The organism is Micromonospora rubida (genome assembly GCF_009908295.1).
GTDB classification, from domain to species: domain Bacteria; phylum Actinomycetota; class Actinomycetes; order Mycobacteriales; family Micromonosporaceae; genus Micromonospora; species Micromonospora rubida.
Genome location: NZ_JAAALO010000001.1, coordinates 1,098,447 through 1,121,205 on the forward strand (window position 1 = coordinate 1,098,447; position 22,759 = coordinate 1,121,205).

Sequence of the window (22,759 nt, forward strand, 5' to 3'; positions counted from 1 at the left end):
TGGCGGGGCCACCCGATCGAAACGCCCGGCGTGCGGTCAGGCGAATCCGTGCGGTCGGCAGTGCGCGCCTCACGCAGCTGCGCCCGCGCAAGCCCAGCCAGCACGCCACCGGCCCCCAGCGCGTCGTCGCAGCGCTCCGCCAACTGGACGTTGCCCGGCGCCCGGCCTGTCTCCACCTTGCTCAAGTAGCCACGGCTGTAGTTGACCTTCCGAGCCAGCCCGGACAGAGACAGCCCGGCCGCCTCCCGGTAACGGCGGAGGCACTCTCCCAGCCGTTCGACGGTGTCGGTTGATGGCTCGCATCTGTCAGCGCTGGTTGGTGGCTCGTGTCTCTCGTCACGCGCGCCGATCATGGCGCAGCGTCGTCTTCGCGAGACACGTGGTAACTGTATCAAGCTTCACCTTCGCACGGCGGTGGTCCGGCAGCCAGAGGTGGCCGCCGGACCACCGCACGATCAGCACGCGGGCGTCGACACCTGAGCCGCGACCAGTGACGAGTGGATGTAGCCGCTCCTCGGGGCGGACACCCTGAACCAGCGGTTGGACGCGTAGTTGGAGTTCGGCGGATAGACCCACTGGGCATCGGTCCAGCAGACCATCGTGACGGGCGTGCCGTTGCCGTAGTAGCCGTTGGCCGAGCAACCGGTGTTGGCGCAGCTCCGGATGTTGGCACCGCCGGAGTTCGAGCTGATGTACGGCCCGGCTGCGGATGCCGGCAGACTCGTCATCGCCACGAAGGCGCCGGCTGCACCGACGATCGCAGCCGCCCGTCCGAGACGACGACGGAAGGCAACCCTGCTCTTGGACATCGTGCACTCTCCTCTGCACTTACGGACTGGCAGACCAACCAGCCGACTGCCATCAGCGTCAGCCGGTCAACCGGCTTTCCGGAACGAGTTTCCTGTTGCCTCCGACAGGAAGGAAACACCGCACCCGACCCACGCTGAGCCCTGACGAGACGCGATCCGGGGATTGATCTCACCAGCACCCTTCAGCTACGGAAACGTGCTCCTGCCGGTCCGTGCCCGCCTCGGCGGGAAGGCGATCCAGGAGGTCATCGAGGAGGACATCGAAGCCCTGATCGACTGGATGCTGCGCGTTGAGCGCGGCGGCCTCGACCCGCACGAGCACCTCGTCGGCCGCCGGCACCGGCGCGTCGACGTCCGCGAGCGTGAGCACCTCCGGCGGATGCGCAACCTCGCCCAGGATCTGGGCGTCGTGCCGATGGCCCTCTACAAGCACGTGGCAAACAAGGACGAACTGCTCGACGGCATGATCGACGTGGTCGTCGGCGAGATCGATCCGCCGGTGCCCGACGCCGACTGGAAGCGGGTGACCCGCGAGCGCATCCTCTCGGCGCGGGAGGTGCTGCTGCGCCACCCCTGGGCGGCGATCGCGATCGAGTCCCGGAACGAGGCGACGCCGGCCCTCCTCGGCCACCTCAACTCGATGGTCGGGACACTCCGGGAGGGCGGGTTCTCCACAGACCTCGCCCACCACGTGATGCACGCGATGGGCAGCCGCATGCTGGGCTTCAGCCAGGAACTGTTCGACGCATCCCGACGCGCCGGCCGGTCCGGCATGACCGAGCCCGACCCGCCGGCAGCGTTCCCGGCGGAGGCCGCCGCCCAGTTCCCGCACCTCGCGGCAATCGCCACCGCGGCGGCACACGACGACACCTCGGTCGTCGGCCGGGGCTGCGACGACCAGTTCGAATTCGAATTCGCACTGGACCTGCTACTCGACGGCATCGAACGACTCCGCCAACAAGGCTGGACATCCTCACGTCCACCCAGGTAAGGACGGTGGCCTGACACACGTCACGGCGTGTGCGCCAAGGTGGCGGCCAGGTCGCCCAGTTCGCGGCAACGCGTCTGCCGGCAGGGGGCAGGGGGCAGGGCCAGTCTTGGCTCGCGGTTATCCCATCGCCCGGATGTGGCGGGGGGCGGCGACGCTGTCGCGGGCGACGAGGGTCGGGGCGATGGTCTGCCGCAGCGCGCCACCACCGCCGGTCTCGATCTGGGTGAGCAGCATGTTCAGGCTCGCCCGGGCCACGGCGTCGAAGTCCGGCCGGACGGTGGTCAGCGGCGGGATGAAGTATGCCGCCTCCGGCACATCGTCGAAACCGACCACGCTGAGGTCGTCGGGCACCCGCTTGCCGGCCTCGTGCAGGGCCCGCAGCACGCCGAGCGCGAGATGGTCGTTGGCGGTAAAGATCGCGGTGACCTCGGGCATCCGGGCCAGCATCTGCCCGCACCGGTAGCCGGAGGCGGCAGACCAGTCCGCCGACATCAGGGGCGGCTCCTCCGCCCCCGCGGCCGACAACGCATCCCTCCAGCCGTCGATGCGGCCCGCGCTGTCGAACCAGTCCGACGGCCCGGACACATGCCAGACCGTGCGGTGCCCCGCGTCGAGCAGGTGCCGGGTGGCCTCCCGGGCCCCGGCCACCTGGTCGACCGTCACCAGCGGCACCGGCCGGCGGGGATCACCGTCGACGGTGACCAGCGGTACGCCCTTGGGCAGCCGCTCCAACGCCTCCCCGGCCGACTCGACCGGGGCGATGACCACGATGCCGGCGACCCGGTGCGCCAGGTGCCGCTCGACGGCGTCGGAGATGGACCGGTGGTCCAGGTTGCGCACGCTGCCCACGCTGACGGCGAAACCCTGCTCCGCTGCGGTCTGCTCCAGCGCGGCGAGCAGCGACGCCGGTCCGTACAGGGTGGTGTTCTGCGCGACCACCCCGATGACCTTCGACCGGCCGGTGACCAGGGCCCGCGCGGCACCGTTGGGCCGATAGTCCAGCTCGACGATCGCGGCCTGCACCCGCAACCGGGTCTGCTCGCGGACGTTGGGGTGACCGTTGAGCACCCGCGACACCGTCTGATGGGAGACTCCGGCCAGACGGGCGACGTCCGTCATCGCAGGACCGTGCACGGCCATTGTCACTCCCCCCGCCGACGTCCCAGCTACCGCGGCCCGTCGACGTCGACTCACGCGGACTCGTGCCCGATCCCCTCGCGCGGCCATGATGCCGGTGCCGATGCCCTGGGTGACCAACGTTGCACCGCCGCTAGTCTACGCCAGCCCTCGCACTGGGCATGGCACGACCGAGCCCTCTCGACGGTCACCCGCCAGAGGTCCGACGAATACCGTGGGTGGGTTCCCGCGGGCCGGGCCACGCGAGACGAAGGACCCGTCTCCCCGCCCTTCGGGGGCGCGGAGACGGGCCCGCACGTCTGAGTCGCGCGTCACCTCCGGAAGAACATCCCTCCTCCGGAGCGACCGGTCAGGACGCGGTCGGTGTCACGGTGTGGCCAGTTCGAACCGGCGTACGGTGACCGCGCCGCCCAGGGACTGCGTGGCGTGGTTGAAGATGGCGAACCGGTAGCCCATGAAGAACTCCCAGTTGTTGGCCAGGGTCAGCGCGTTCCCGAGTCGGGTGAAGGTCACGCCGTCGGTGCTGTACGAGAAGGTCGCCTGCCGGCCGGCCCCGGGCCTGATGTCGGCGGTGGCCCGCAACCAGATCCGACCGCCGGAGACCGGCGCGCTGGCCACCTCCGTACCGGTGCTGGTGGTGTTCCAGTTGCCGTCCATCGTCAGGTCGTTCTGCATGACCACGCGGGTGCTGCCGTTGTCGCGTCTGACGCCGGCCCAGGCCGACGTGTTACGGAACACCGACAGACCGGCGCGGTCCCCGTTCGCCATCGCGGAGTAGTCGAGTTCGACCGTGGCCGTGGAGCTGGGGCCCTGGATGCGGTGGGTCAACGTGTTGCGGGCCGCGTACAGGTCGTTGGTGACGGTGGCCGTCTGCAGCCGGAGCCCGTTGTTGACCGAGAACCGGCTGGTGTCCGGGTTGTGGTTCCACTCCCACTGCGGCCCCAGGGTCGTCCCGGCGAACGTGTCCACGCCGGTGAGCGGCTTCACCGCCCGCGGCGGCGCGGGCAGGTTCGGCACCGGGTACGAGCCGCCCCAGGCGCCGTTGACGGTCTGGACCTGCGGCCAGCCGTCGCTGGTCCAGGTGATCGGGGCCATCGCCGGCATCCGCCCGCCGGGATAGGCGTCGACGAAGGCCATGTAGTACCAGTCGCCGTTCTGGGTCTGCACCAGCCCGCCCTGGTGCGGCACGCCGCCGCCGGAGATCGGGCCGGGCATGTTGAGCAGCACCTGGCGCTGCTCGTACGGGCCAAAGGGACCGTTGGTCGACTTCAGCACGTACTGCCCGTTGGCCGGGCGGGTGAGCCAGATGTAGTAGGCGCCGTTGCGCTTGTAGAAGCGGGCGCCCTCCAGGGTGCCGATGCTCGACGGGGTCGTGTAGACCTGCTGGTTGCGGACCTGGGTACGCCCGTCGTCGGACAGCTGCGCGACGCTGATGGTGCCGTTGCCGTACGCCACGTACATCGTGTCGTTGTCGTCGATCAGCATGCCGGCGTCGTAGTAGCAGTTGGGGATGGTCGCGTGCCGGCTCCAGGTGCCGTCGACGGCCGACGCGGTGTAGATGTGGGTCTGGGCGAAGTCGATACACCCCGCCCAGTAGAACGTCCGGTTGCTCGGCCGGTAGTTCAGCGTCGAGGCCCAGATCCCGTCGACGTAGGCCCGCCCGCTGCCCATGTCGTACTTCGAGCCGAAGTCCAGCCGGGGCACCGAGTGGCCAGCGAACTCCCAGTTGACCAGGTCGTACGAGCGCAGCACCGGCGCGCCGGGCGAGTAATGCATGGTGGACGCCGACAAGTAGTAGGTGTTGTCCACCCGGATGATGTCGACGTCGGCAAAGTCCTGCCAGACCACGGGGTTGGTGTACGTACCGCCGGGGTTGCCACTGTCGCCGACGCGGATCAGCTGCCACTGCTGGTGCGAGCCGTTGAAGTCGTCGTACTGCACCACGTTGCCGCCGTCGGCGGTGGAGGCATTCTGCATCTCCACAGCCTTGTTGCTGTTGCGGTTGATCAGCCGGACGTAACCACCGGCGGAGTCCGCCAACCGGAACTGCTGGTTGACCCCGTTACCGTCGCCCCACTGCACGATCGACGCACCGTTGGCGGTGGAGAAGTTGTAGACGTCGAGCACCTTGCCCGACAAGCGAGACTTCAACCGGTAGTAGCCGCCACCGGAATCGACGAACTGCCACTGCTGGTTGGTGCCGTCGTTGCGCGTCCACTGGGTGATCCGCGCGCCGTCGGTCGTCGCCCGGTTGTAGACGTCCAGAGCCTTGCCGCTGTTGCGGTTTACCACCACGTACCAGGCGTTGGTGTCCACCGTCGCCGCCGCGGCCGGCGAGGTCGGGCCCACCGCCGCGAGCGCCCCGCCCACCACCACCGCCATCGCGGCGGCGACCCGCGACAACCACCCGCGCCGTCGCGGCGCGGACCACCGGAGCCTGCCAATGGAAGCCATGATCCTCCTTCGATGACCTTCAGTTCGGGCGAGCCGGAGCGGGCCACCCGTCGGGGGTGCCCGGGTCGCGGTGTCAGAAGCCGCGGGCGAGTCGGTAGTAGGCCTGGTTCCAGCGCAGCTCGTCGGCGAAGCGACGCGGATCGGTGTCCGCGTCGATGACGACGAGTTCGGTGCGGCTCATCTCGGCCAGGTCGTGCAGCTCCTCCACACCCACCGCCTGCGACAGGACCGTGTGGTGCGGCGCGCCGGCGGTGATCCACGCCTCGGCCGAGCCGGGCAGGCTCGGGCGGGGACGCCAGACAGCACGGGCCACCGGGAGTCGACGCAGCGGGTGCGGCGGCGACACCACGTCGATCTCGTTGGCCACCAGCCGGAAGCGTTCCCCCATGTCCGCCAGCCCCAGCACCACCGCCGGGCCGGGCGCGGCGTCGAAGACGAGCCGGACCGGGTCCTCCCGCCCACCGATGCTCAGCGGATGGATCTCCACCTTCGGCACGTCCGCCGCGATGGTGGGGCAGATTTCCAGCATGTGGGCACCGAGCACCAACTCCTCGCCGGGAGTGAGGTCGTAGGTGTAGTCCTCCATGAACGAGGTGCCGCCGTCGACGCCCACCGACATCGCCTTCAACGTCCGCACCAGGACCGACGTCTTCCAGTCACCCTCGCCGCCGAAGCCGTAGCCGTCGGCCATCAACCGCTGCACGGCGATGCCGGGCAACTGGCGCAGCCCCCCGAGGTCCTCGAAGTTCGTGGTGAACGCCCGGAAGCCGCCCGCATCGAGGAACGTCCGCAGACCGATCTCCAGCCGGGCCGCGTAGCGCAACGAGTCGTGCCGCTCCCCGCCGACACGCAGCTCGGCGGGGACGCGACAGGTGTCGTCGTACTCCTTGACCACGTCGTCGACCTCCGCCTCGGCGACCTCGTCGACCACCCGGACCAGGTCGTTGACGCCGTAGGTGTTGACCGAGACACCGAAGCGCAGCTCCGCCTCCACCTTGTCACCCTCGGTCACCGCGACGTCGCGCATGTTGTCGCCGAACCGGGCCAGACGCAGCGACCGCATGGCCGACCAGCCCACCGCGGCCCGGGCCCAGGCACCCACCCGCGCGGCCACCCGAGGGTCACTGACGTGCCCGGCGACCGTCTTGCGGGCGACCCCGAGCCGGGTCTGGACATACCCGAACTCCCGGTCGCCGTGGGCGGCCTGGTTCAGGTTCATGAAGTCCATGTCGATCTCGTCCCAGGGCAGCCGGACGTTGGCCTGGGTGTGCAGGTGCAGCAATGGCGTCCGCAGCGCGTCCAGGCCGCCGATCCACATCTTCGCCGGTGAGAAGGTGTGCATCCACGCGATGACCCCGATCGCCCCCCGCACGGCGGCGTCGCGGCAGACCTCCAGGATGTCCGCGCTGGTGGTCAGGACCGGCTTCCAGACCACCCGCACGGGGACGTGGGGTGAGGCGTCCAGGGCCGCAGCGATCTGACGGGACTGCTCCGCCACCTGGCGGAGGGTGTCCTCGCCGTACATGCCCTGACTACCGGTGAGGAACCAGACCTCGGGTTGCGCGTGTGTTGCCATATGGTTGCCTTCCGCAGGAGGGGCGGTCACTTGTAGCGGATTCCGACGAGACGCTGGAGCAGGATGAACGCGAAGAGCAGACCGCCGATCACGATCCGCGTCCACCAGGAGTTCAGGCTCCCGTCGAAGGTGATGAGGGTCTGGATCACGCCCAGCGCCAGCACGCCGAGCACCGTGCCGAAGACGTACCCCGAGCCACCGGTGAGGACGGTGCCGCCGATCACCACCGCCGCGATCACGTCCAACTCCATGCCGACGGCGATCAGCGGGGCGCCGGAGAGCGTGTAGAAGGACAGCAGGATCCCGCCGATCGCGGAGCACAGACCGCTGATCGTGTAGACCGCTATCCGGGTACGGCCGACCGGCAGCCCCATCAGCAGCGCCGACTGGGGGTTGCCACCGACGGCGTACACGTTGCGGCCGAGGCGGGTGTAGGCCAGCGTCCACGCCGCCACAATGACCACAGCGAAGGCGATGAGCACGCTGATCGACACGAAGTTGCCCTGCGGATCGCCGATCCGCTGCTGAGACATGGTGGTCCAGAAGCCGTCCGTGATCGGGATCGACGACCCGCTGATGAAGGTGCACATGCCGCGGGCGAAGAACATCCCGGCGAGGGTGACGATGAACGGCTGGATCTCGAAGAAGTGGATCGCACAGCCCATCAGGAAGCCGAGCAACGGCCCGATGAGCAGCGCGACGACGAGCACCACCTGCGCCGGCAGGCCCTGCTGGAGCAGGGACGCCGACACCATCGCCGTCATCGCGACGACCGAGCCGACCGACAGGTCGATGCCGCCGGTGAGGATCACGAAGGTCATCCCGACCGCGACGACCAGCAGGAATCCGTTGTCGATGAAGACGTTGAAGACCACCTGGACGTTGGAGAACGCCCGGTACTGGGACACCCCGATGCCGTACATGACCAGGAGCAGGACGAGGGTCGCCAGCACCGGCACCTGCCGGCGGGGCAGCCGCAGTTTGGCCCGCCCGAGCGTCAGCGACGTGCTGCTCATGCCGGCACCTCCTCCTTCTCCCGCGCCGGGGTCGGCGGGCTGGTCGGGGCGGCTCTGCGCTGGCGGGTGATTCGGGCCCGGAAGGCCGGGGCCTGGATGAGGCAGACGGCGATGACCACGACCGCCTTGAACAGCAGCGCGGTCTGCGGCGAGATATTCATGGCGTATACCGAGGTGGTGAGGGTCTGGATGATCAGCGCACCGAGGATGGTGCCGCTGAGATGGAACCGGCCACCCGCGAGGGCCGTGCCGCCGATGACCACCGCGAGGATGGCATCGAGTTCCACCCAGAGACCGGCGGCGTTGCCGTCGGCGCTGGACACGTTGGCAGTGATCATGAATCCGGCGACCGCGGCGCAGACGGCGCTGAGCACGTAGGCGAGGAACACGACCCGCCCCGAGCGGATGCCGGCCAGTCGACTGGCCTCGGCGTTACCGCCCACCGACTCGATGATCATGCCGAGCGCGGTCCAGCGGGTGAACGCGGCGACCAGGAGCGCCGCCGCCAGCGCGATGAGGATGGCCAGCGGCAGGGTCAGGACGTGGCCGAGCCCGATCGCCCGGTACGGCCCGGAGTTGATGGTGATGATCTGGCCCTCGGTGATCAGCTGCGCGAGACCCCGGCCGGCCACCATCAGGATCAGGGTCGCGATGATCGGCTGAATGCCGATCACGGCGACCAGCACCCCGTTCCAGGCGCCGAGCACGAGCGCGATCCCCAGACCCATCGCGAGCCCGGTCAGCACTGCCGGAAGGCTGTTCTGGTCCGGCTGCTCGCTGATGTACAGGCAGGCGGTCGCGCCGCTGATCGCGACCATCGAGCCGACCGACAGGTCGATGCCGCCGGTGGAGATGACGACCGTCATGCCCAACGCGACAAGGATCAACGGCGCGCTCAGCCGCAGGATGTCGATCGGGGTGCCGTACAGATGCCCGTTGTTGACCTCGACGGAGAGGAAGCCGGGACGGTAGATCGTGTTCGCGGCCAGCATCACCACGAGCACCGCGACCGGCCAGAACAGCTGGTGCCCGGTCACCGCACGGTAGCGGCTCCTGGTGTCGGTCATCGGTTCACCTCCTCGCGGTGGGAACCGCTGGCGATCGTCTGCATGACGCGGTCGGCGTCGAGGCTGTCGTCGTTGGCGAGGTGCGCGACCATCCGCCGGTCGCGCATCACGACCACCTTGTGGCTCAGCCGCAGTACCTCCTCCAGTTCGGCGGAGATGAACAGCACGGCCATCCCGCCGTCGGACAACTGCGCCACCAGCTTCTGGAGCTCGGTCTTCGCCCCGATGTCGATGCCCCGGGTGGGTTCGTCGAGGATCAGCAGCCGTGGCTCGGTGATCAGCCAGCGGGCCAGTAGCACCTTCTGCTGGTTACCCCCGGAGAGGTTGCGTACCGGCGCCTCCGGGTCGGCCGGCCGGATCTGCAATGCCGTGATGTACTTCTCGACCAGCTCGTCCTGGCGGCGGCGCGGGATGGGCCGGAGCCAACCGCGGGCGGCCTGCATGGCCAGGAGCATGTTCTCCCGGACCGAGAGTTCCGCGACGATGCCCTCGGCCCGGCGGTTCTCCGAGCAGAAGCCGATGCCCCGCTCGATGGCCCGCGCGGGGGTGGACAGCCCGGTCGGTTGCCCGTCCATGGCGATCTCACCGCGGTCGGCCCGGTCCGCGCCGAACAGCAGGCGGGCGACCTCGGTACGACCGGAGCCGAGCAGCCCGGCCAGGCCGACCACCTCCCCGGCGTGGATGGCGAGGCTGAACGGCTCCACCGCTCCGGACCGGCCCAGGTCGGAGACCGCCACCAGCGGCGTCCCCTTCTCCAGCGCGGCCACATCGCGCTTGGGCTGCTCGTCGATGCCCTCGAGGATGTCGAGCTCCTTGCCAATCATCTTCTCGACCAGGGTGAGCTGGGGCAGCTCGGCGGTCGGGTACTCCCCCACCAACTGGCCGTTGCGCAGCACGGTGATCCGGTCGGCGATGGCGTAGACCTGGTCGAGGAAGTGGGTCACGAAGAGGATGGCGATGCCCTCGTCGCGCAACTGGCGCATGATGCGGAAGAGCTGCGCGACCTCATCCGCGTCGAGGCTGGAGGTCGGCTCGTCCAGGATCAGCACCCGAGCCTGGACGTCGATCGCGCGGGCGATGGCGACCATCTGCTGGATCGCCAGCGAGTACGACCCCAGCGGCGCGCTGACGTCGAGGTCGAGGTCGAGGCGGGACAGCAGCGCGCGGGCCCGGCGGCGCATCTCGCCCCAGCGCACGGCGCCGAGCCGGCGGGGTTCCCGGCCGATGAAGATGTTCTCCGCCACCGACAGGTTGGTGCAGAGGTTGACCTCCTGGTAGACGGTGCTCACCCCGGCCCCGGTGGCCTGCATCGGGCCGGCGAAGGAGACCTCCGTACCGCCGAGGGTGACCGTGCCACCGTCGGTGTCGTAGACGCCGGTCAACACCTTGATCAGGGTCGACTTGCCGGCCCCGTTCTCGCCCATCAGGGCGTGCACCTCACCGGGGAAGAGCCGGAAGTGGACGTCGTGGAGTGCGCGTACCCCGGGAAAGGACTTGCTGATCCCGGTCATCGTCAGGACCGGACGGCTATCCGTCATCCCATCAGACCTCTTCTGAGTTCGCGTCGCGGCGGGGCCGCCGCGTCACCGCGGCGACCCCAGGCCGCGATCAGTACTTGCGGTTGGGCAGGGCCGCCTTGGCCTGATCCTGGGTGAAGGTGGTCTCCTCGGTCTCGATCCGGGGCGACACCTGCTCGCCGTCGTGGGCCTTCTTCGCGAGGTCCATGAGCTGCGGGCCGAGCAGCGGGCTGCACTCGGCGATGAAGTTGAACTTGCCGTCGGCCAGGGCCTGCATGCCGTCCTTGACCGCGTCGATGGTGATGATGGTGATGTCCTTGCCCGGCACCTTGCCGGCTGCGGTGATCGCCTCCAACGCGCCGAGGCCCATGTCGTCGTTGTGCGCGAACAGCACGTCGATCTTCGGGTTGGCCTTGAGGAACTGCTCCATGACCTGCTTGCCACCGGCCCGGGTGAAGTCACCGCTCTGCGAGGCGATGGTCTTCAGGCTCGGGTTGACGGCGGTCGCCTCGGCGAAGCCCTTCTTGCGGTCGTTGGCGGGCGCCGAGCCGGTGGTGCCCTGGAGCTCGACGATGTTCACCGGGCCCGGCGTGCCCTTCTTCTGCTCGACCAGCCACTCGCCGGCCAGCCGGCCCTCCTTGACGAAGTCGGAGCCGATGAAGGTCTTGTAGAGGCTCTTGTCGGCCGAGTCGACGCTGCGGTCGGTGAGGATCACCGGGATGCCGGCGTCCTTGGCCTCCTTGAGTACGGTGTCCCAGCCCGACTCCACCACCGGCGAGAAGGCGATCACGTCCACCTTCTGCTGGATGAAGTTGCGGATCGCCTTGATCTGGTTCTCCTGCTTCTGCTGCGCGTCGTCGAACTTCAGCTCGATGCCCGCAGCGGCGGCCGACTCCTTGATCGAGGTGGTGTTGGCCGTCCGCCAGCCGCTCTCCGCACCGACCTGGGAGAAGCCCAGGACGATCTTTCCATCGTTGCCGGCGTCGCCGGTGTCGCTGTTGCCGCAGGCCGCCACGCTGCCGACCAGCAGCACGGTGGCCAGGGCCATGGCGGCGGCGTGCCAGGGCCGGGAAGGCATTCGCATCTTTCGCATCAGTTCTCCTCGGATGGGTGTGGTGGGGTGGGGTGGCGCCGACCGTCCACCGGACGGACGGTCGTACCCGGGGCGGTTCAGGAGGTCGCCGCTGAGGTGCCGCGTTGGCCGTAGGCGTTCTGGTAGCGGTGGTGCAGGGCATCGATGTCAGCCTGCGCCATCGGCGCCGGGTCGCCGAGGACACGGGTCAGGTGCGCGGTCCGGGCGACGTCCTCGCACATGACGGCGGCCTTGACCGCCGCACGGGCGTCGCGGCCGATGGTGAAGACGCCGTGGTTGCGCATCAGCACCGCCGGCGAACGGTGCCCGGAGAGGGTGGCCACGATGCCCTTGCCGATATCGTCGCCGCCGATGAGCGCGAACGGGCCGACCGGGATCTCGCCGCCGAACTCGTCGGCCTGCGCGGTGAGGTGGCAGGGAATCGCCTCACCGCGGGCCGCCCAGGCGGTCGCGTACGCGCTGTGGGTGTGCACGACACCGCCGACCTCGGGCATGGCCCGGTAGACGTAGGCGTGCGCAGCGGTGTCGCTGGACGGCGCGAAGTCTCCCTCGACCAGGGTGCCGTCGAGGTCGCACACCACCATCGTGGCCGCCGACAGGTCGTCGTAGTCGACACCGCTCGGCTTGATCACCATGAGGTCGCTGCCGGGCACCCGTGCCGAGACGTTGCCCGAGGTCCAGGCCACCAGGTTGTAGCGGGTCAGCTGGTGGTGCAGGCGGGCAATGGTCTCGCGTAGCTCGTCCACCTGTCGGGTCGCCTCGGCATTCATCCGACCATCTCCCACAGGGTCTCGGTCCGGCCCGCCGTCGTGTCCAGGGCCGCGTTGCGGATGGCCCGCAGGCGGAGCATCACGTCGTTGCCGCCGCGACCGAAGTGGTCGTGCAGCCGCCGGTATTCGGCGTAAAGCGCGTCGTAGGCCCGCGCCCGCTCTGGGTCCGGCCGGTGCACGGCCTCGTGCACCCGGCCCATGGCCTGCGACGCCTCCTCGATCGTGGGGTACGCGCCGGCGGCGACGGCGGCGTGGATCGCCGAGCCCAGCGCCGGCCCCTGCGCGGAGGCGATGATGTTCAGCGGGCGGTTGGTGACGTCGGCGTAGATCTGCATCAGCAGGTCGTTGGAGGTCAGGCCGCCGGCGATCACCAGGTCGTCGACCGCCACTCCGGCGGCGGCGAACGCCTCGATGATCATGCGGGTGCCATACGCGGTGGACTCCAGCAGCGCCCGGTAGACGTCCTCCGGCCGGGTGGCCAGGGTCAACCCGACGATCATTCCGCTGAGGTCGTGGTTGACCAGCAGCGACCGGTTGCCGTTCCACCAGTCCAGCGCGATCAGGCCGTGGGCGCCGACTGGCTGGGCGGCGGCCAGCTCGGTGAGGCGTTCGTGGCTGGCGACACCGGCCGGGGCGGCCTGCGCGACGAACCAGCCGAAGATGTCCCCCACCCCGCTCTGCCCCGCCTCGTAGCCCCAGGAGCCGGGGCTGATGCCGCCGTCGACGACGCCGCACATGCCGGCCACGCTGGCGGGGCGGGTGCCGTTGACCACATGGCAGGTGGACGTGCCCATGATGGCGACGAGCCGTCCGGGTTGCACCGCCTGCGCGGCGGCGGCGGTGACGTGGGCGTCGACGTTGCCGGCGGCCACGGCGATCCCCTCCGGCAGACCGGTCCACCCGGCGGCCCGGGCGGTGAGCGCTCCGGCGCGGGCGCCCAGCGGCAGCAGGGGGCCGTCCAGTTTGGCAACGAAGTCGCCGAAGGCCGGATCGAGGGCGGTGAGAAAGTCGATGCACGGGTAGCGGCCGTCCTGCCGGATGCCCTTGTAGCCGGCGGTGCAGATGTTGCGTGTCTCGGTGCCGCACAGCTCCCAGACGATCCAGTCCGTGGCCTCGATGAAGCGCTCGGCCCGGTGGTAGACCTCCGGGTCCTCGCGGAGGATCTGCAACCCCTTGGCGAACTGCCACTCGGCCGAGATCTTGCCGCCGTAGCGGCCGATCCACGGCTCACCGCGCTCGTGGGCCAGGGCGTTGATCCGGTCGGCGTCCGCCTGCGCGGCGTGGTGCTTCCACAGCTTCACCCAGGAGTGTGGACGCTCGCGCAGCTCGGGGACCTCACACAGGGGCGTGCCGTCGGCGAGCGTCGGCAGGACCGTGCAGGAGGTGAAGTCGATGCCGATGCCGATGACCTGTGCGGGGTCGACGCCGGCGGCGGCCAGGGCCGCGGGCACCGCGTGGCGCAGCACGTCGCGGTAGTCCTGCGGGTTCTGCAACGCCCAGTCCGGGGGCAGCGGCTGTCCGCCGGGAAGGGCCGCGCTGATGACCCCGTCGCCGTACTCGTGCACCGCGGTTCCCAGCTCGGCACCGTCGCGGACCCGGACCACGAGGGCCCGGCCGGACAGGGTCCCGAAGTCGACACCGACGACGTAGCCGTCGCCCGCTCCATCGACATGGTTCATGTTCACCTCCACCGTTTGACGCGGATAGTGTTAACGCTCACATCCACTCCCGTCAAGGTATCTGTTCGCAACAGCTGCGTAACGAGGCGGATGCGGTCCGCGACGGCGGAGGCGGGTTGCCGCCCGGGCGGTCGCACTCATCGGATGAGTGCGACCGCTCGGACCGCCCCCTTCAGACAGGTGCGCAGGTCAGGGTCGGTGGGGAGCAGATCGGGCCGGTCGCGGTGAAGCCAAAGGTCGTACGATCACCGCCCGGTAGCGCGCCGTTGTACCCGGCGTTGGCCACGGTCACGGTGCTGCCGCTGGCGCTCGGCATGCCGTTCCAGACCTGGCTGGTGCTCTGGTAGCCGGAGAGCGTCCGCGTCACCGGTCACCCGCTGCGGTACCCGTGCCGGCCGCGGTGACCTCGACCTGAAACCGCCGGGCCAGCTGTTGACCGGCTGGCAGGTCGCGCCGCACCCACCCGGCGGCGTCGGCCGGGAAACCACACCGGCGGACCCAGAGGGCGTCGGCGTCGCGGCACGGGGGCTGCGGCTGCCGGAATGCTCGGGGTGGCGGGAGGGGCCGGGATGGTGCGTCTTCAGGTCAGCTGCGCGATGTGGAAGCACCGGTCGTGGCAGAGGCGGCTCCTGGCGCACCCGCTCGCGCCGCACGAGCGCCTGCGGCACTACGCGAGCCGACGCGACGCGGTCGAGGGAAACACCACCCTCTACGCGACCCGGCCAGGGAGACTGGATCCCGCTCGACACCACCGCGTTCTTCCGGAGCCCGTCGACCAGCGACGCGGAGCGGGATGCCTGACCCAGGGAGCTCCGCCTGCCACTACGGACGGCGGCGCTGACGGTGGGCGCGCGCTCAGACCCCGGCCTGGCACCATACCGAGTCACACATGTCTATGCATTGCGCATGTTAGCGCTAACAGATACCGTCGGCGACGGAGGCGAAGGGCACGCCTCCGCGCTCCACCCGACCCGCACCCGGCCTGGTGGAGCGATACACGGCCAACGCCGGCCGATCGCCTCCGGGCGTCTCCGGCGGGCGCTGCGCGCATGGCGGGTCGGGCTGGCCGCCCGACCCACCCGGGAGCCACGGCGCGCACCGCCCACCTCCGCGTGGCGACCCCGCCCCGACCACACGCCGACCCAAAGTGCCGGCCGGACAGCGGACGGCCGTCATCTCCACCCGGTCGTGCTGAACAGATGTTCCCATCCACCACCCTGGGAGGCACTGGTGAAACCCCCACCGCCACCGCTGATCAGACTGCGGCGCTCTGTCGCCTGGTTCGTGAGCCTGCTCCTGGTCTCCACGTTGCTCCCGGCCACCGCCGCCAAGGCCGACAACCCGATCGTCCAGCACATCTACACCGCCGACCCGGCCCCGCTGGTGCACAGCGGCCGGGTGTACCTCTACACCGGCCACGACGAGGACGGCTCCACGTACTTCACGATGAAGGAGTGGCGGGTCTGGTCGTCCGCCGACATGGTCAACTGGACCGACCACGGCTCGCCGCTCAACGTCGGCACCTTCAGCTGGGCGAAGGCGGACGCGTGGGCTGGCCAGGTCATCGCCCGCAACGGCAAGTTCTACTGGTACGTGCCGGTGACCGCCAAGTCGACCAACTCGATGGCCATCGGGGTGGCGGTGGGCGACAGCCCCACCGGACCGTTCCACGACGCCATCGGCCGCCCCCTGGTGGCCAACGGCGAGATCGACCCGACCGTCTTCATCGACGACGACGGGCAGGCGTACCTCTACTGGGGCAACCCGAACCTGTGGTACGTGAAGCTGAACACCGACATGATCTCGTACTCCGGCAGCGCCACCAAGATTCCCCTCACCACCGCCGGGTTCGGCACCCGTAACGGCAACGCGAACCGGCCGACGCTGTACGAGGAAGGCCCCTGGGTCTACAAGCGCAACGGCACGTACTACAACGTGTTCGCGGCGGAGTGCTGCTCGGAGTTCATCGGCTACTCGACGGCCACCGGCCCGACCGGGCCGTGGACCTACCGCGGCACGATCATGCCCCGGCAGGGCGGCAGCTTCACCAACCACGCCGGGGTCATCGACTTCAACGGCGGCTCGTACTTCTTCTACCACAACGGGGCGCTGCCCGGCGGCGGTGGCTACACCCGGTCGGTCGCGGTGGAGAGGTTCGCCTACAACAGCAACGGCACCATCCCGACGATCAACATGACCACCACCGGCGCACCGCAGATCGGCACGCTGAACCCGTACGTGCGCCAGGAGGCCGAGACCATCGCCTGGGGCTCCGGCATCGAGACGGAGGTGTCCAGCGAGGGCGGGATGAACGTCGGCTTCATCGAGAACGGCGACTACATCAAGGTCAAGGGGGTGGCCTTCGGCACCGGCGCGTCGTCCTTCAGCGCCCGGGTGGCCTCGGCGACCAGCGGCGGCAACATCGAGGTCCGGCTGGACAGCCCCACCGGCACCCGGGTGGGCGCCTGCGCCGGACCGGGCACCAGCGGCTGGCAGACCTGGCAGACCGTCTCCTGCCCGGTGACCGGCGCGTCCGGCACCCACGACCTGTACCTGCGGTTCACCGGCGGCAGCGGCTACCTGTTCAACGTCAACTGGTGGCAGTTCCAGAACGCGTCCGGCCCGACGCCCACGCCGACGCCGACCCCGACCGTGACCCCGACGCCGACCCCGACGGGCCCCGGGGGGTTGTCCTGTGGGGTCACCAACGAGGTGGTCAACACCTGGCAGGGCGGCTTCGAGGGCCGGCTGACCATCACCAACGGGCCCGTCCCGGTCACCGGCTGGCGGGTGAGCTTCACCTTCCCCAGCGGACAGACGGTGTCGCAGACCTGGAACGGCACCTACAGCCAGCAGGGCAACCAGGTGACCGTCACCAACGCCAGCTACAACGGCCAGCTCGCCGCAGGCGCAACCACCACCGTCGGCTACATCAGCGCCACCACCGGCAGCAACCAACCGCCGACCAACCTGACCTGCACACCCGCCTGACGATCGTGATGGTCCGCCCCGCCCCACCGGGGCGGACCATCACCCCACCACGTCCACCGCCCAGAACGAGTCCCCCCGGCCGGGCCCTGGTCCGAGCCGCAGTCCCATGGAGGTTCCATGTCATCCCCGTCCCTCAGCCGACGCCAGCTGCTGCAGGCCGCCGGTGCCACCGCCCTCGTCTCCGCCGCCGGCGGCACCATCCTCGGTCAACTGCCGGCCGCCGCGGCGGTGGTCCCCCCGGCGCGGGCGGACATCGGCGTCTCGGCGTACCCGTTCGACCTCGGTCAGGTACGGCTGACCGCCGGCCGCTTCCAGGACAACCAGAACCGCACGCTGAACTACCTGCGCTTCATCGACGTGGACCGGATGCTCTACAACTTCCGGGCCAACCACCGGCTCTCCACCAACGGGACCGCGACGAACGGCGGCTGGGATGCCCCGAACTTTCCCTTCCGCACCCACATGCAGGGGCACTTCCTCACCGCCTGGGCGCACGCCTACGCGGTGCTGGGCGACACCACGTGCCGGGACAAGGCCAACTACATGGTCGCTGAGCTGGCCAAGTGTCAGGCGAACAACAGTGCCGCCGGGTTCAACACCGGCTACCTGTCCGGCTTCCCCGAGTCCGACATCAGCGCGGTCGAAGCGGGCACGCCCGTCGCCGTGTCGTACTACTGCGTTCACAAGACCCTGGCCGGACTGCTCGACGTCTGGCGGTACATCGGCAACACCCAGGCCCGCGACGTCCTGCTGCGGTTCGCCGGCTGGGTCGAGTGGCGCACCGGCCGGCTGAACTACAACCAGATGCAGACGGTCCTGAACACCGAGTTCGGCGGCATGAACGAGGTGCTGACCCAGCTCTACCAGTACACCGGTGACGGGCGCTGGCTCACCGTCGCCCAGCGGTTCGACCACGCCGCCGTCTACGACCCGCTCGCCGCGAACTCCGACACCCTCAACGGCAAGCACGCCAACACCATGCTGCCCAAGTTGGTCGGCGCGGCGAAGGAGTACAAGCAGACCGGCACCACCCGCTACCGCGACATCGCCAGCAACTCGTGGAACATGATCGTCGGGGCGCACACCTACGCCATCGGCGGCAACAGCCAGTCCGAGCACTTCCGGCCACCCAACGCGATCGCCGGCTATCTCAACAACGACACCTGCGAGCACTGCAACACCTACAACATGCTCAAGCTGACCCGGGAGCTGTGGCTGCTCGACCCGAACCGGGCCGCGTACTTCGACTACTACGAGCGTGCTCTGCTCAACCACCTCATCGGCGCGCAGAACCCGGCCGACAGCCACGGCCACATCACCTACTTCACCCCGCTCCAGCCGGGCGGACGCCGGGGGGTCGGCCCGGCCTGGGGTGGCGGCACCTGGAGCACCGACTACAACTCGTTCTGGTGCTGCCAGGGCACCGGCATCGAGACGAACACGAAGCTGATGGACTCCATCTACTTCTACAACGGCACGACGCTGACCGTGAACCTGTTCGTGCCGTCGGTGCTGACCTGGTCGCAGCGCGGGATCACCGTCACCCAGAGCACCAGCTACCCGGTCAGCGACACCAGCACGCTGACCCTGTCCGGCACGATGAGCGGGTCGTGGAGCATCCGGGTGCGGATCCCGGCGTGGACCACCAACGCGACGATCGCCGTCAACGGGGCGACGCAGAGCGTGGCCACCACGCCCGGCAGCTACGCCACGGTCACCCGCACCTGGGCGGCGGGCGACACCATCACCGTACGGCTGCCGATGCGGGTGGTCGTGCAGGCGGCCAACGACAACGCCAACGTCGGCGCGGTCACGTACGGCCCGGCGGTGCTGTGCGGCAACTACGGCAACACGTCGTTGAGCTCCCTGCCGTCGCTGAACGTCTCGTCGATCACCCGGACCAGCACCAGTTCGTTGGCGTTCACCGCCACCGCGAACGGGTCCACGGTCAACCTCGGGCCGTTCCACGACGCCCAGGGCTTCAACTACACGGTCTACTGGAACACCAGCGGCGGTTCCAGTGCCAGCAGCCACCGCCTCGTCAACGTCGGCACCGGCCTGGTCCTCGGCATCAAGGACATGTCCACCGCCGACGGCGGGCTCGCCGTGCAGTGGGGCGACAGCGGGACGGCCGACCACAACTGGGCCATCGTGACCGATGGCGACGCGGTCCGGTTCCGCAACGTCAACAGCGGCAAGGTCCTCGGCGTGCAGAACATGTCCACCGCCGACAACGCCACCGTGTTGCAGTGGGCCGACAACGGCACCGCCGACCACCGGTGGACCCTCCTGGGCCAGGGCGACGGCACCTACAAGATCCGCAACATCAACAGCGGGAAGCTGCTCGGTATCCTCAACGGCTCGACCGCCTGGGGCGCACAGGCAGTGCAGGACTCCGACAACGGCAGCGCGGACAACCGCTGGCGGCTCGTCGCCAACCAGTAGGCGGCGATCGGTCGGAACCGGGCGCCGGCCCGGGGCGCCGGGCGGGACGGCGAGAGCTTTCGGTCGCACGAATGGCAACGCGCCAGGAGATCGGACGCATACCGACGACCCATCATCGACCTCACTCCGCTAGTCATAGACACTGAGCGATGGCTTGATTTGTCAAGACGAAGCATCCGCGACGCGGAGCCCTTGGCAGAAGCGCGGCGGCCCCGCGACACGGCCGGTATGTCGGCCGTGTCGCGGGGACGCCGCGAGGGTGTCTGTCCCCGGATCGGAGCGCCTGGGGTGGCCGCCGCGCCGCTCTCAGCGGGCCGTGCCGGCGCGACGCTTGTTGTAGACGTCGAAGGCCACGGCGACCAGCAACACCAGCCCCTTGACCACCGACTGGACCGACTGGTCGACGCCCATGAGCTGCATACCGTTGCTCATCACCGCCATGATCAGGCCGCCGACCACGGCACCGACCACGGTGCCCACACCACCGGTGACGGCCGCGCCACCGATGAAGGCGGCGGCGATCGCGTCCAGCTCGAACATGTTGCCCGCAGCGGGCTGGGCGCCGTTGGACCGCGAGGAGTAGATAACCCCGGCGACTGCCGCCAGGAAGCCCATGTTGACGAACATCCAGAAGTTGACCGTCCGCACCTTCACCCCGGACAGCGTCGCCGCCGACAGGTTGCCGCCGATGGCGTAGACCTGCCGGCCGAAGACGGTACGCCGGGTGAGCAGCCCGTAGACCAGGACGAGAACGGCCAGCACGATCAGCACGATGGGCAGCCCTCGGGCGTGGGCCAACTGCCAGGCGAAGTACATGATGACCGCCCCGACCACCGCCACCCGGGCGACGAACAGTGGGAACGACTCCACCGGCTGCTGGTACCGGACCCGGGCCACCCGGGTCCGGAAGCCGCTGACCACGTACCCGGCCACCGCGACGGCCCCGATGAGCAGGGTGAACACGTCGAAGCCCTGACCGCCGAGCAGTCCGTTGAGGAAGCCGGCGGCGACCTGCTGGTAGTCGGCCGGGAACGGCGACAGCGAGATGTTGTCCAGCACCCGCAGGGTGAGGCCGCGGAACAGCAGCATGCCCGCCAGCGTCACGATGAAGGCGGGGATCCCGGCGTACGCGACCCAGAAGCCGTGCCAGGCGCCGACCACCACCCCGACCGCCAGCGCGGCCAGGATGCCGACCCACCAGGGGTAACCCTCCCGGATGACCAGCACGGCGGAGACCGCCCCGGTGAGCGCGACCACCGAGCCCACCGACAGGTCGATGTGCCCGCCGATGATCACGATCACCATGCCGATCGCCAGCACCAGGATGTAGGAGTACTGCAGCACGATGTTCGTGATGTTGCCGGGGCTCAGCGACACCCCGTCGGTCAGCACGGCGAAGAGCGCGACGATGACGACCAGGGCGACGTAGATGCCGCTCTGCCGCAGGTTGTTCAGCACCAGCGCCCGTAGGTCGCTGGTGCCGGTGTGCAGGGCGACGCCCGGGGTCTTCCCGGTGGGCTGCGGGGCGGGGGCCGACGAGGTCTTGACGCTGGTCATCCCACGCGCTCCTTGTCCTTCGTCATCAGGTCCATGAGGTACTCCTGGGTCGCCTCGACCACCGACACCTGGCCGGTGATCCGGCCGGCGGCGAGGGTGTAGATGCGGTCGCACATGCCCAACAGCTCCGGCAGCTCCGAGGAGATCAGAATGACCGCCTTGCCGGCGGCGACGAGCCGGTTGACGATCGTGTAGATCTCGAACTTCGCCCCGACGTCGATCCCCCGGGTCGGTTCGTCGAGGATCAGCACGTCCGGGCTGGTGAACAACCACTTCGACAGCACGACCTTCTGCTGGTTGCCGCCGGAGAGCTTGCCGACCACCGCCATCACGCTGGTCGTCTTGATGTTCATCTCGCGTCGGCTCCGCTCGGCGACCTCGATCTCCTCGTTGCCGTTGACCCAGCCGAGGCGGGCGAGCCGGCCCAGTGCGGCGGCGGAGACGTTGCGCCGGACGTCGTCGATCAGGTTAAGGCCGAAGCGCTTGCGATCCTCGGTGACGTAGGCGATGCCGTGGCCGATGGCCTGCGCGACGGTGTGCACCCGGACCTCCCGGCCACGCACGAACAGCCGGCCGCGCACGTCCCGGCCGTACGACCGGCCGAAGACGCTCATCGCCAGCTCGGTCCGCCCGGCGCCCATCAGTCCGGCGATGCCGACCACCTCGCCGGCGCGTACGTCCAGGCTGACCCCGTCGACGACCAGCCGGTCCTGGGTGGGGTGCCGCACGCTCCAGTTCTCGATCCGCAGCACCTCCTCCCCCGGCGACGAAACCCGATCGGGGTAGAAGCTGTCCAGATCCCGGCCGACCATTCCCCGGATGATCCGCTCCTGGGCGACGGCCCCCGACGCCATGGCGAGCGTCTCCACCGTGCGCCCGTCCCGGATGACGGTGGTCGAGTCGGCGATCGCAGTGACCTCGTTGAGCTTGTGCGAGATCAGAATGCAGGTGATGCCCCGCTCCCGCAGCCGTCGCAGCAGGTCGAGCAGGTGTGCCGAGTCGACGTCGTTGAGGGCTGCGGTCGGCTCGTCCAGGATGAGCAGGCGCACCTTCTTGGACAACGCCTTGGCGATCTCGACCAGCTGTTGCTTGCCGACGCCGAGCTGGATGACCGGGGTGACCGGGTTCTCGTGCAGGCCGACCGAGGCCAGTAGGTCGGCGGCGTCAGCGTTGGCCCGGTTCCAGTCGATGAGGCCGCCCAGTCCACGGCGCTCGTTGCCGAGGAAGAGGTTCTCGGCGATCGACAGGTGCGGCACCAGGGCGAGTTCCTGGTGGATGATGACGATGCCGTGGGACTCGCTGTCGCGGATGCCCCGGAAGTGCACCGGCCGACCGTCGAAGACGATCTCGCCGTCGTAGGAACCGGTCGGGTGTACGCCGGAGAGCACCTTCATCAGGGTGGACTTGCCGGCGCCGTTCTCGCCGCAGATGGCGCGGATCTCCCCTCGGCGCACCGCGAGGGAGACGTCCTGCAGTGCGGTGACCCCGGGGAAGGTCTTCGTGATGCGTCGCATCTCGAGGATGGTGTCGTCCATGGTCAGCGTCCTGATCGTCAAGGCCGGAGGCCGGCTCGCGGTGCCGTCGGGCGCGGCGACGGCCGGCGCCGCGCCCGACGGCCCGCTCACTTCGTGGTGTGGGCGGGGGCGCCCGCCGCGGC

General features: G+C 69.5%; 16 protein-coding genes and 2 pseudogenes. 4 read left to right on the forward strand and 14 right to left on the reverse strand.

Annotated features, from left to right (window positions below):
- Positions 1-110: 110 nt before the first annotated feature.
- Both GVV04_RS32795 and GVV04_RS04075 read right to left on the reverse strand, forming a co-directional pair.
- A pseudogene (locus GVV04_RS32795) lies at positions 111-353 on the reverse strand (helix-turn-helix domain-containing protein); the annotation flags it as partial.
- A gap of 102 nt (positions 354-455) precedes the next feature.
- On the reverse strand, positions 456-809 hold the full coding sequence (locus GVV04_RS04075; RefSeq protein ID WP_161684507.1) for a hypothetical protein: 354 nt from the start codon (positions 807-809) through the stop codon (positions 456-458).
- 196 nt (positions 810-1,005) lie between these two features.
- Between GVV04_RS04075 and GVV04_RS04080 the strand changes: the two genes are divergently transcribed.
- Positions 1,006-1,800: a TetR/AcrR family transcriptional regulator C-terminal domain-containing protein gene (locus GVV04_RS04080; protein WP_328822191.1), complete on the forward strand. Its 795-nt coding sequence runs from the start codon at positions 1,006-1,008 to the stop codon at positions 1,798-1,800.
- Between the two features lie 117 nt (positions 1,801-1,917).
- Here GVV04_RS04080 and GVV04_RS04085 read toward each other — a convergent pair whose 3' ends face one another.
- From GVV04_RS04085 to GVV04_RS04130, 10 genes are all read right to left on the reverse strand, one after another.
- A complete protein-coding gene (locus GVV04_RS04085) occupies positions 1,918-2,919 on the reverse strand; it encodes a LacI family DNA-binding transcriptional regulator (protein WP_201752817.1) in 1,002 nt (333 codons plus the stop codon).
- 384 nt (positions 2,920-3,303) lie between these two features.
- Positions 3,304-5,391, reverse strand: a complete 2,088-nt coding sequence (locus tag GVV04_RS04090) for a family 43 glycosylhydrolase (protein WP_161684509.1) — start codon at positions 5,389-5,391, stop codon at positions 3,304-3,306.
- Positions 5,392-5,464: 73 nt separating this feature from the next.
- Complete coding sequence (gene araA, locus GVV04_RS04095) at positions 5,465-6,967, reverse strand: L-arabinose isomerase (RefSeq protein WP_161684511.1); 1,503 nt, start codon at positions 6,965-6,967, stop codon at positions 5,465-5,467.
- A 26-nt stretch (positions 6,968-6,993) separates the two neighbouring features.
- Complete coding sequence (gene yjfF, locus GVV04_RS04100; protein ID WP_161684513.1) at positions 6,994-7,983, reverse strand: galactofuranose ABC transporter, permease protein YjfF; 990 nt, start codon at positions 7,981-7,983, stop codon at positions 6,994-6,996.
- Positions 7,980-9,050 (reverse strand): ABC transporter permease, encoded by a 1,071-nt coding sequence (locus tag GVV04_RS04105; RefSeq protein ID WP_161684515.1) that lies wholly within the window; start codon positions 9,048-9,050, stop codon positions 7,980-7,982. Before GVV04_RS04105 ends, yjfF begins: the two co-directional genes overlap by 4 nt.
- On the reverse strand, positions 9,047-10,588 hold the full coding sequence (locus GVV04_RS04110) for a sugar ABC transporter ATP-binding protein (protein WP_161684517.1): 1,542 nt from the start codon (positions 10,586-10,588) through the stop codon (positions 9,047-9,049). The genes GVV04_RS04105 and GVV04_RS04110 overlap by 4 nt, the downstream gene beginning before the upstream one ends.
- Before the next feature lie 70 nt (positions 10,589-10,658).
- Positions 10,659-11,660 (reverse strand): ABC transporter substrate-binding protein, encoded by a 1,002-nt coding sequence (locus GVV04_RS04115; RefSeq protein WP_201752818.1) that lies wholly within the window; start codon positions 11,658-11,660, stop codon positions 10,659-10,661.
- A gap of 77 nt (positions 11,661-11,737) precedes the next feature.
- A complete protein-coding gene (locus GVV04_RS04120) occupies positions 11,738-12,430 on the reverse strand; it encodes an L-ribulose-5-phosphate 4-epimerase (RefSeq protein WP_161684519.1) in 693 nt (230 codons plus the stop codon).
- On the reverse strand, positions 12,427-14,109 hold the full coding sequence (gene araB, locus GVV04_RS04125; RefSeq protein ID WP_161684521.1) for a ribulokinase: 1,683 nt from the start codon (positions 14,107-14,109) through the stop codon (positions 12,427-12,429). The genes GVV04_RS04120 and araB overlap by 4 nt, the downstream gene beginning before the upstream one ends.
- 172 nt (positions 14,110-14,281) lie before the next feature.
- Positions 14,282-14,476, reverse strand: a complete 195-nt coding sequence (locus GVV04_RS04130; RefSeq protein ID WP_328822192.1) for a cellulose binding domain-containing protein — start codon at positions 14,474-14,476, stop codon at positions 14,282-14,284.
- A 229-nt stretch (positions 14,477-14,705) separates the two neighbouring features.
- On the opposite strand from GVV04_RS04130, the pseudogene GVV04_RS32800 reads away from it, so the two are divergent.
- From GVV04_RS32800 to GVV04_RS04145, 3 genes and pseudogenes are all read left to right on the forward strand, one after another.
- Positions 14,706-14,828 (forward strand): annotated as a pseudogene (locus tag GVV04_RS32800) (DUF72 domain-containing protein); the annotation flags it as partial.
- A gap of 565 nt (positions 14,829-15,393) precedes the next feature.
- Complete coding sequence (locus tag GVV04_RS04140) at positions 15,394-17,100, forward strand: family 43 glycosylhydrolase (RefSeq protein ID WP_407938756.1); 1,707 nt, start codon at positions 15,394-15,396, stop codon at positions 17,098-17,100.
- Between the two features lie 117 nt (positions 17,101-17,217).
- Positions 17,218-19,545, forward strand: coding sequence for a beta-L-arabinofuranosidase domain-containing protein (locus tag GVV04_RS04145; protein WP_161684523.1), 2,328 nt, complete (start codon positions 17,218-17,220; stop codon positions 19,543-19,545).
- A gap of 306 nt (positions 19,546-19,851) precedes the next feature.
- On the opposite strand, the gene mmsB is transcribed toward GVV04_RS04145, so the two are convergent.
- Both mmsB and mmsA read right to left on the reverse strand, forming a co-directional pair.
- Entirely contained in the window at positions 19,852-21,102 is a 1,251-nt protein-coding gene (gene mmsB, locus GVV04_RS04150; RefSeq protein WP_161684525.1) for a multiple monosaccharide ABC transporter permease, read from the reverse strand.
- Positions 21,099-22,637, reverse strand: a complete 1,539-nt coding sequence (gene mmsA / locus GVV04_RS04155; protein ID WP_161684527.1) for a multiple monosaccharide ABC transporter ATP-binding protein — start codon at positions 22,635-22,637, stop codon at positions 21,099-21,101. The genes mmsB and mmsA overlap by 4 nt, the downstream gene beginning before the upstream one ends.
- Positions 22,638-22,759: the final 122 nt, after the last annotated feature.

Coding starts and splice junctions, on each gene's coding strand:
- GVV04_RS04075 (WP_161684507.1), bottom strand. CDS start 809: ATGTCCAAGAGCAGGGTTGCCTTCCGTCGTCGTCTCGGACGGGCGGCT.
- GVV04_RS04085 (WP_201752817.1), bottom strand. CDS start 2,919: ATGACGGACGTCGCCCGTCTGGCCGGAGTCTCCCATCAGACGGTGTCG.
- GVV04_RS04090 (WP_161684509.1), bottom strand. CDS start 5,391: ATGGCTTCCATTGGCAGGCTCCGGTGGTCCGCGCCGCGACGGCGCGGG.
- araA (WP_161684511.1), bottom strand. CDS start 6,967: ATGGCAACACACGCGCAACCCGAGGTCTGGTTCCTCACCGGTAGTCAG.
- yjfF (WP_161684513.1), bottom strand. CDS start 7,983: ATGAGCAGCACGTCGCTGACGCTCGGGCGGGCCAAACTGCGGCTGCCC.
- GVV04_RS04105 (WP_161684515.1), bottom strand. CDS start 9,050: ATGACCGACACCAGGAGCCGCTACCGTGCGGTGACCGGGCACCAGCTG.
- GVV04_RS04110 (WP_161684517.1), bottom strand. CDS start 10,588: ATGACGGATAGCCGTCCGGTCCTGACGATGACCGGGATCAGCAAGTCC.
- GVV04_RS04115 (WP_201752818.1), bottom strand. CDS start 11,660: ATGCGAAAGATGCGAATGCCTTCCCGGCCCTGGCACGCCGCCGCCATG.
- GVV04_RS04120 (WP_161684519.1), bottom strand. CDS start 12,430: ATGAATGCCGAGGCGACCCGACAGGTGGACGAGCTACGCGAGACCATT.
- araB (WP_161684521.1), bottom strand. CDS start 14,109: ATGAACCATGTCGATGGAGCGGGCGACGGCTACGTCGTCGGTGTCGAC.
- GVV04_RS04145 (WP_161684523.1), top strand. CDS start 17,218: ATGTCATCCCCGTCCCTCAGCCGACGCCAGCTGCTGCAGGCCGCCGGT.
- mmsB (WP_161684525.1), bottom strand. CDS start 21,102: ATGACCAGCGTCAAGACCTCGTCGGCCCCCGCCCCGCAGCCCACCGGG.
- mmsA (WP_161684527.1), bottom strand. CDS start 22,637: ATGGACGACACCATCCTCGAGATGCGACGCATCACGAAGACCTTCCCC.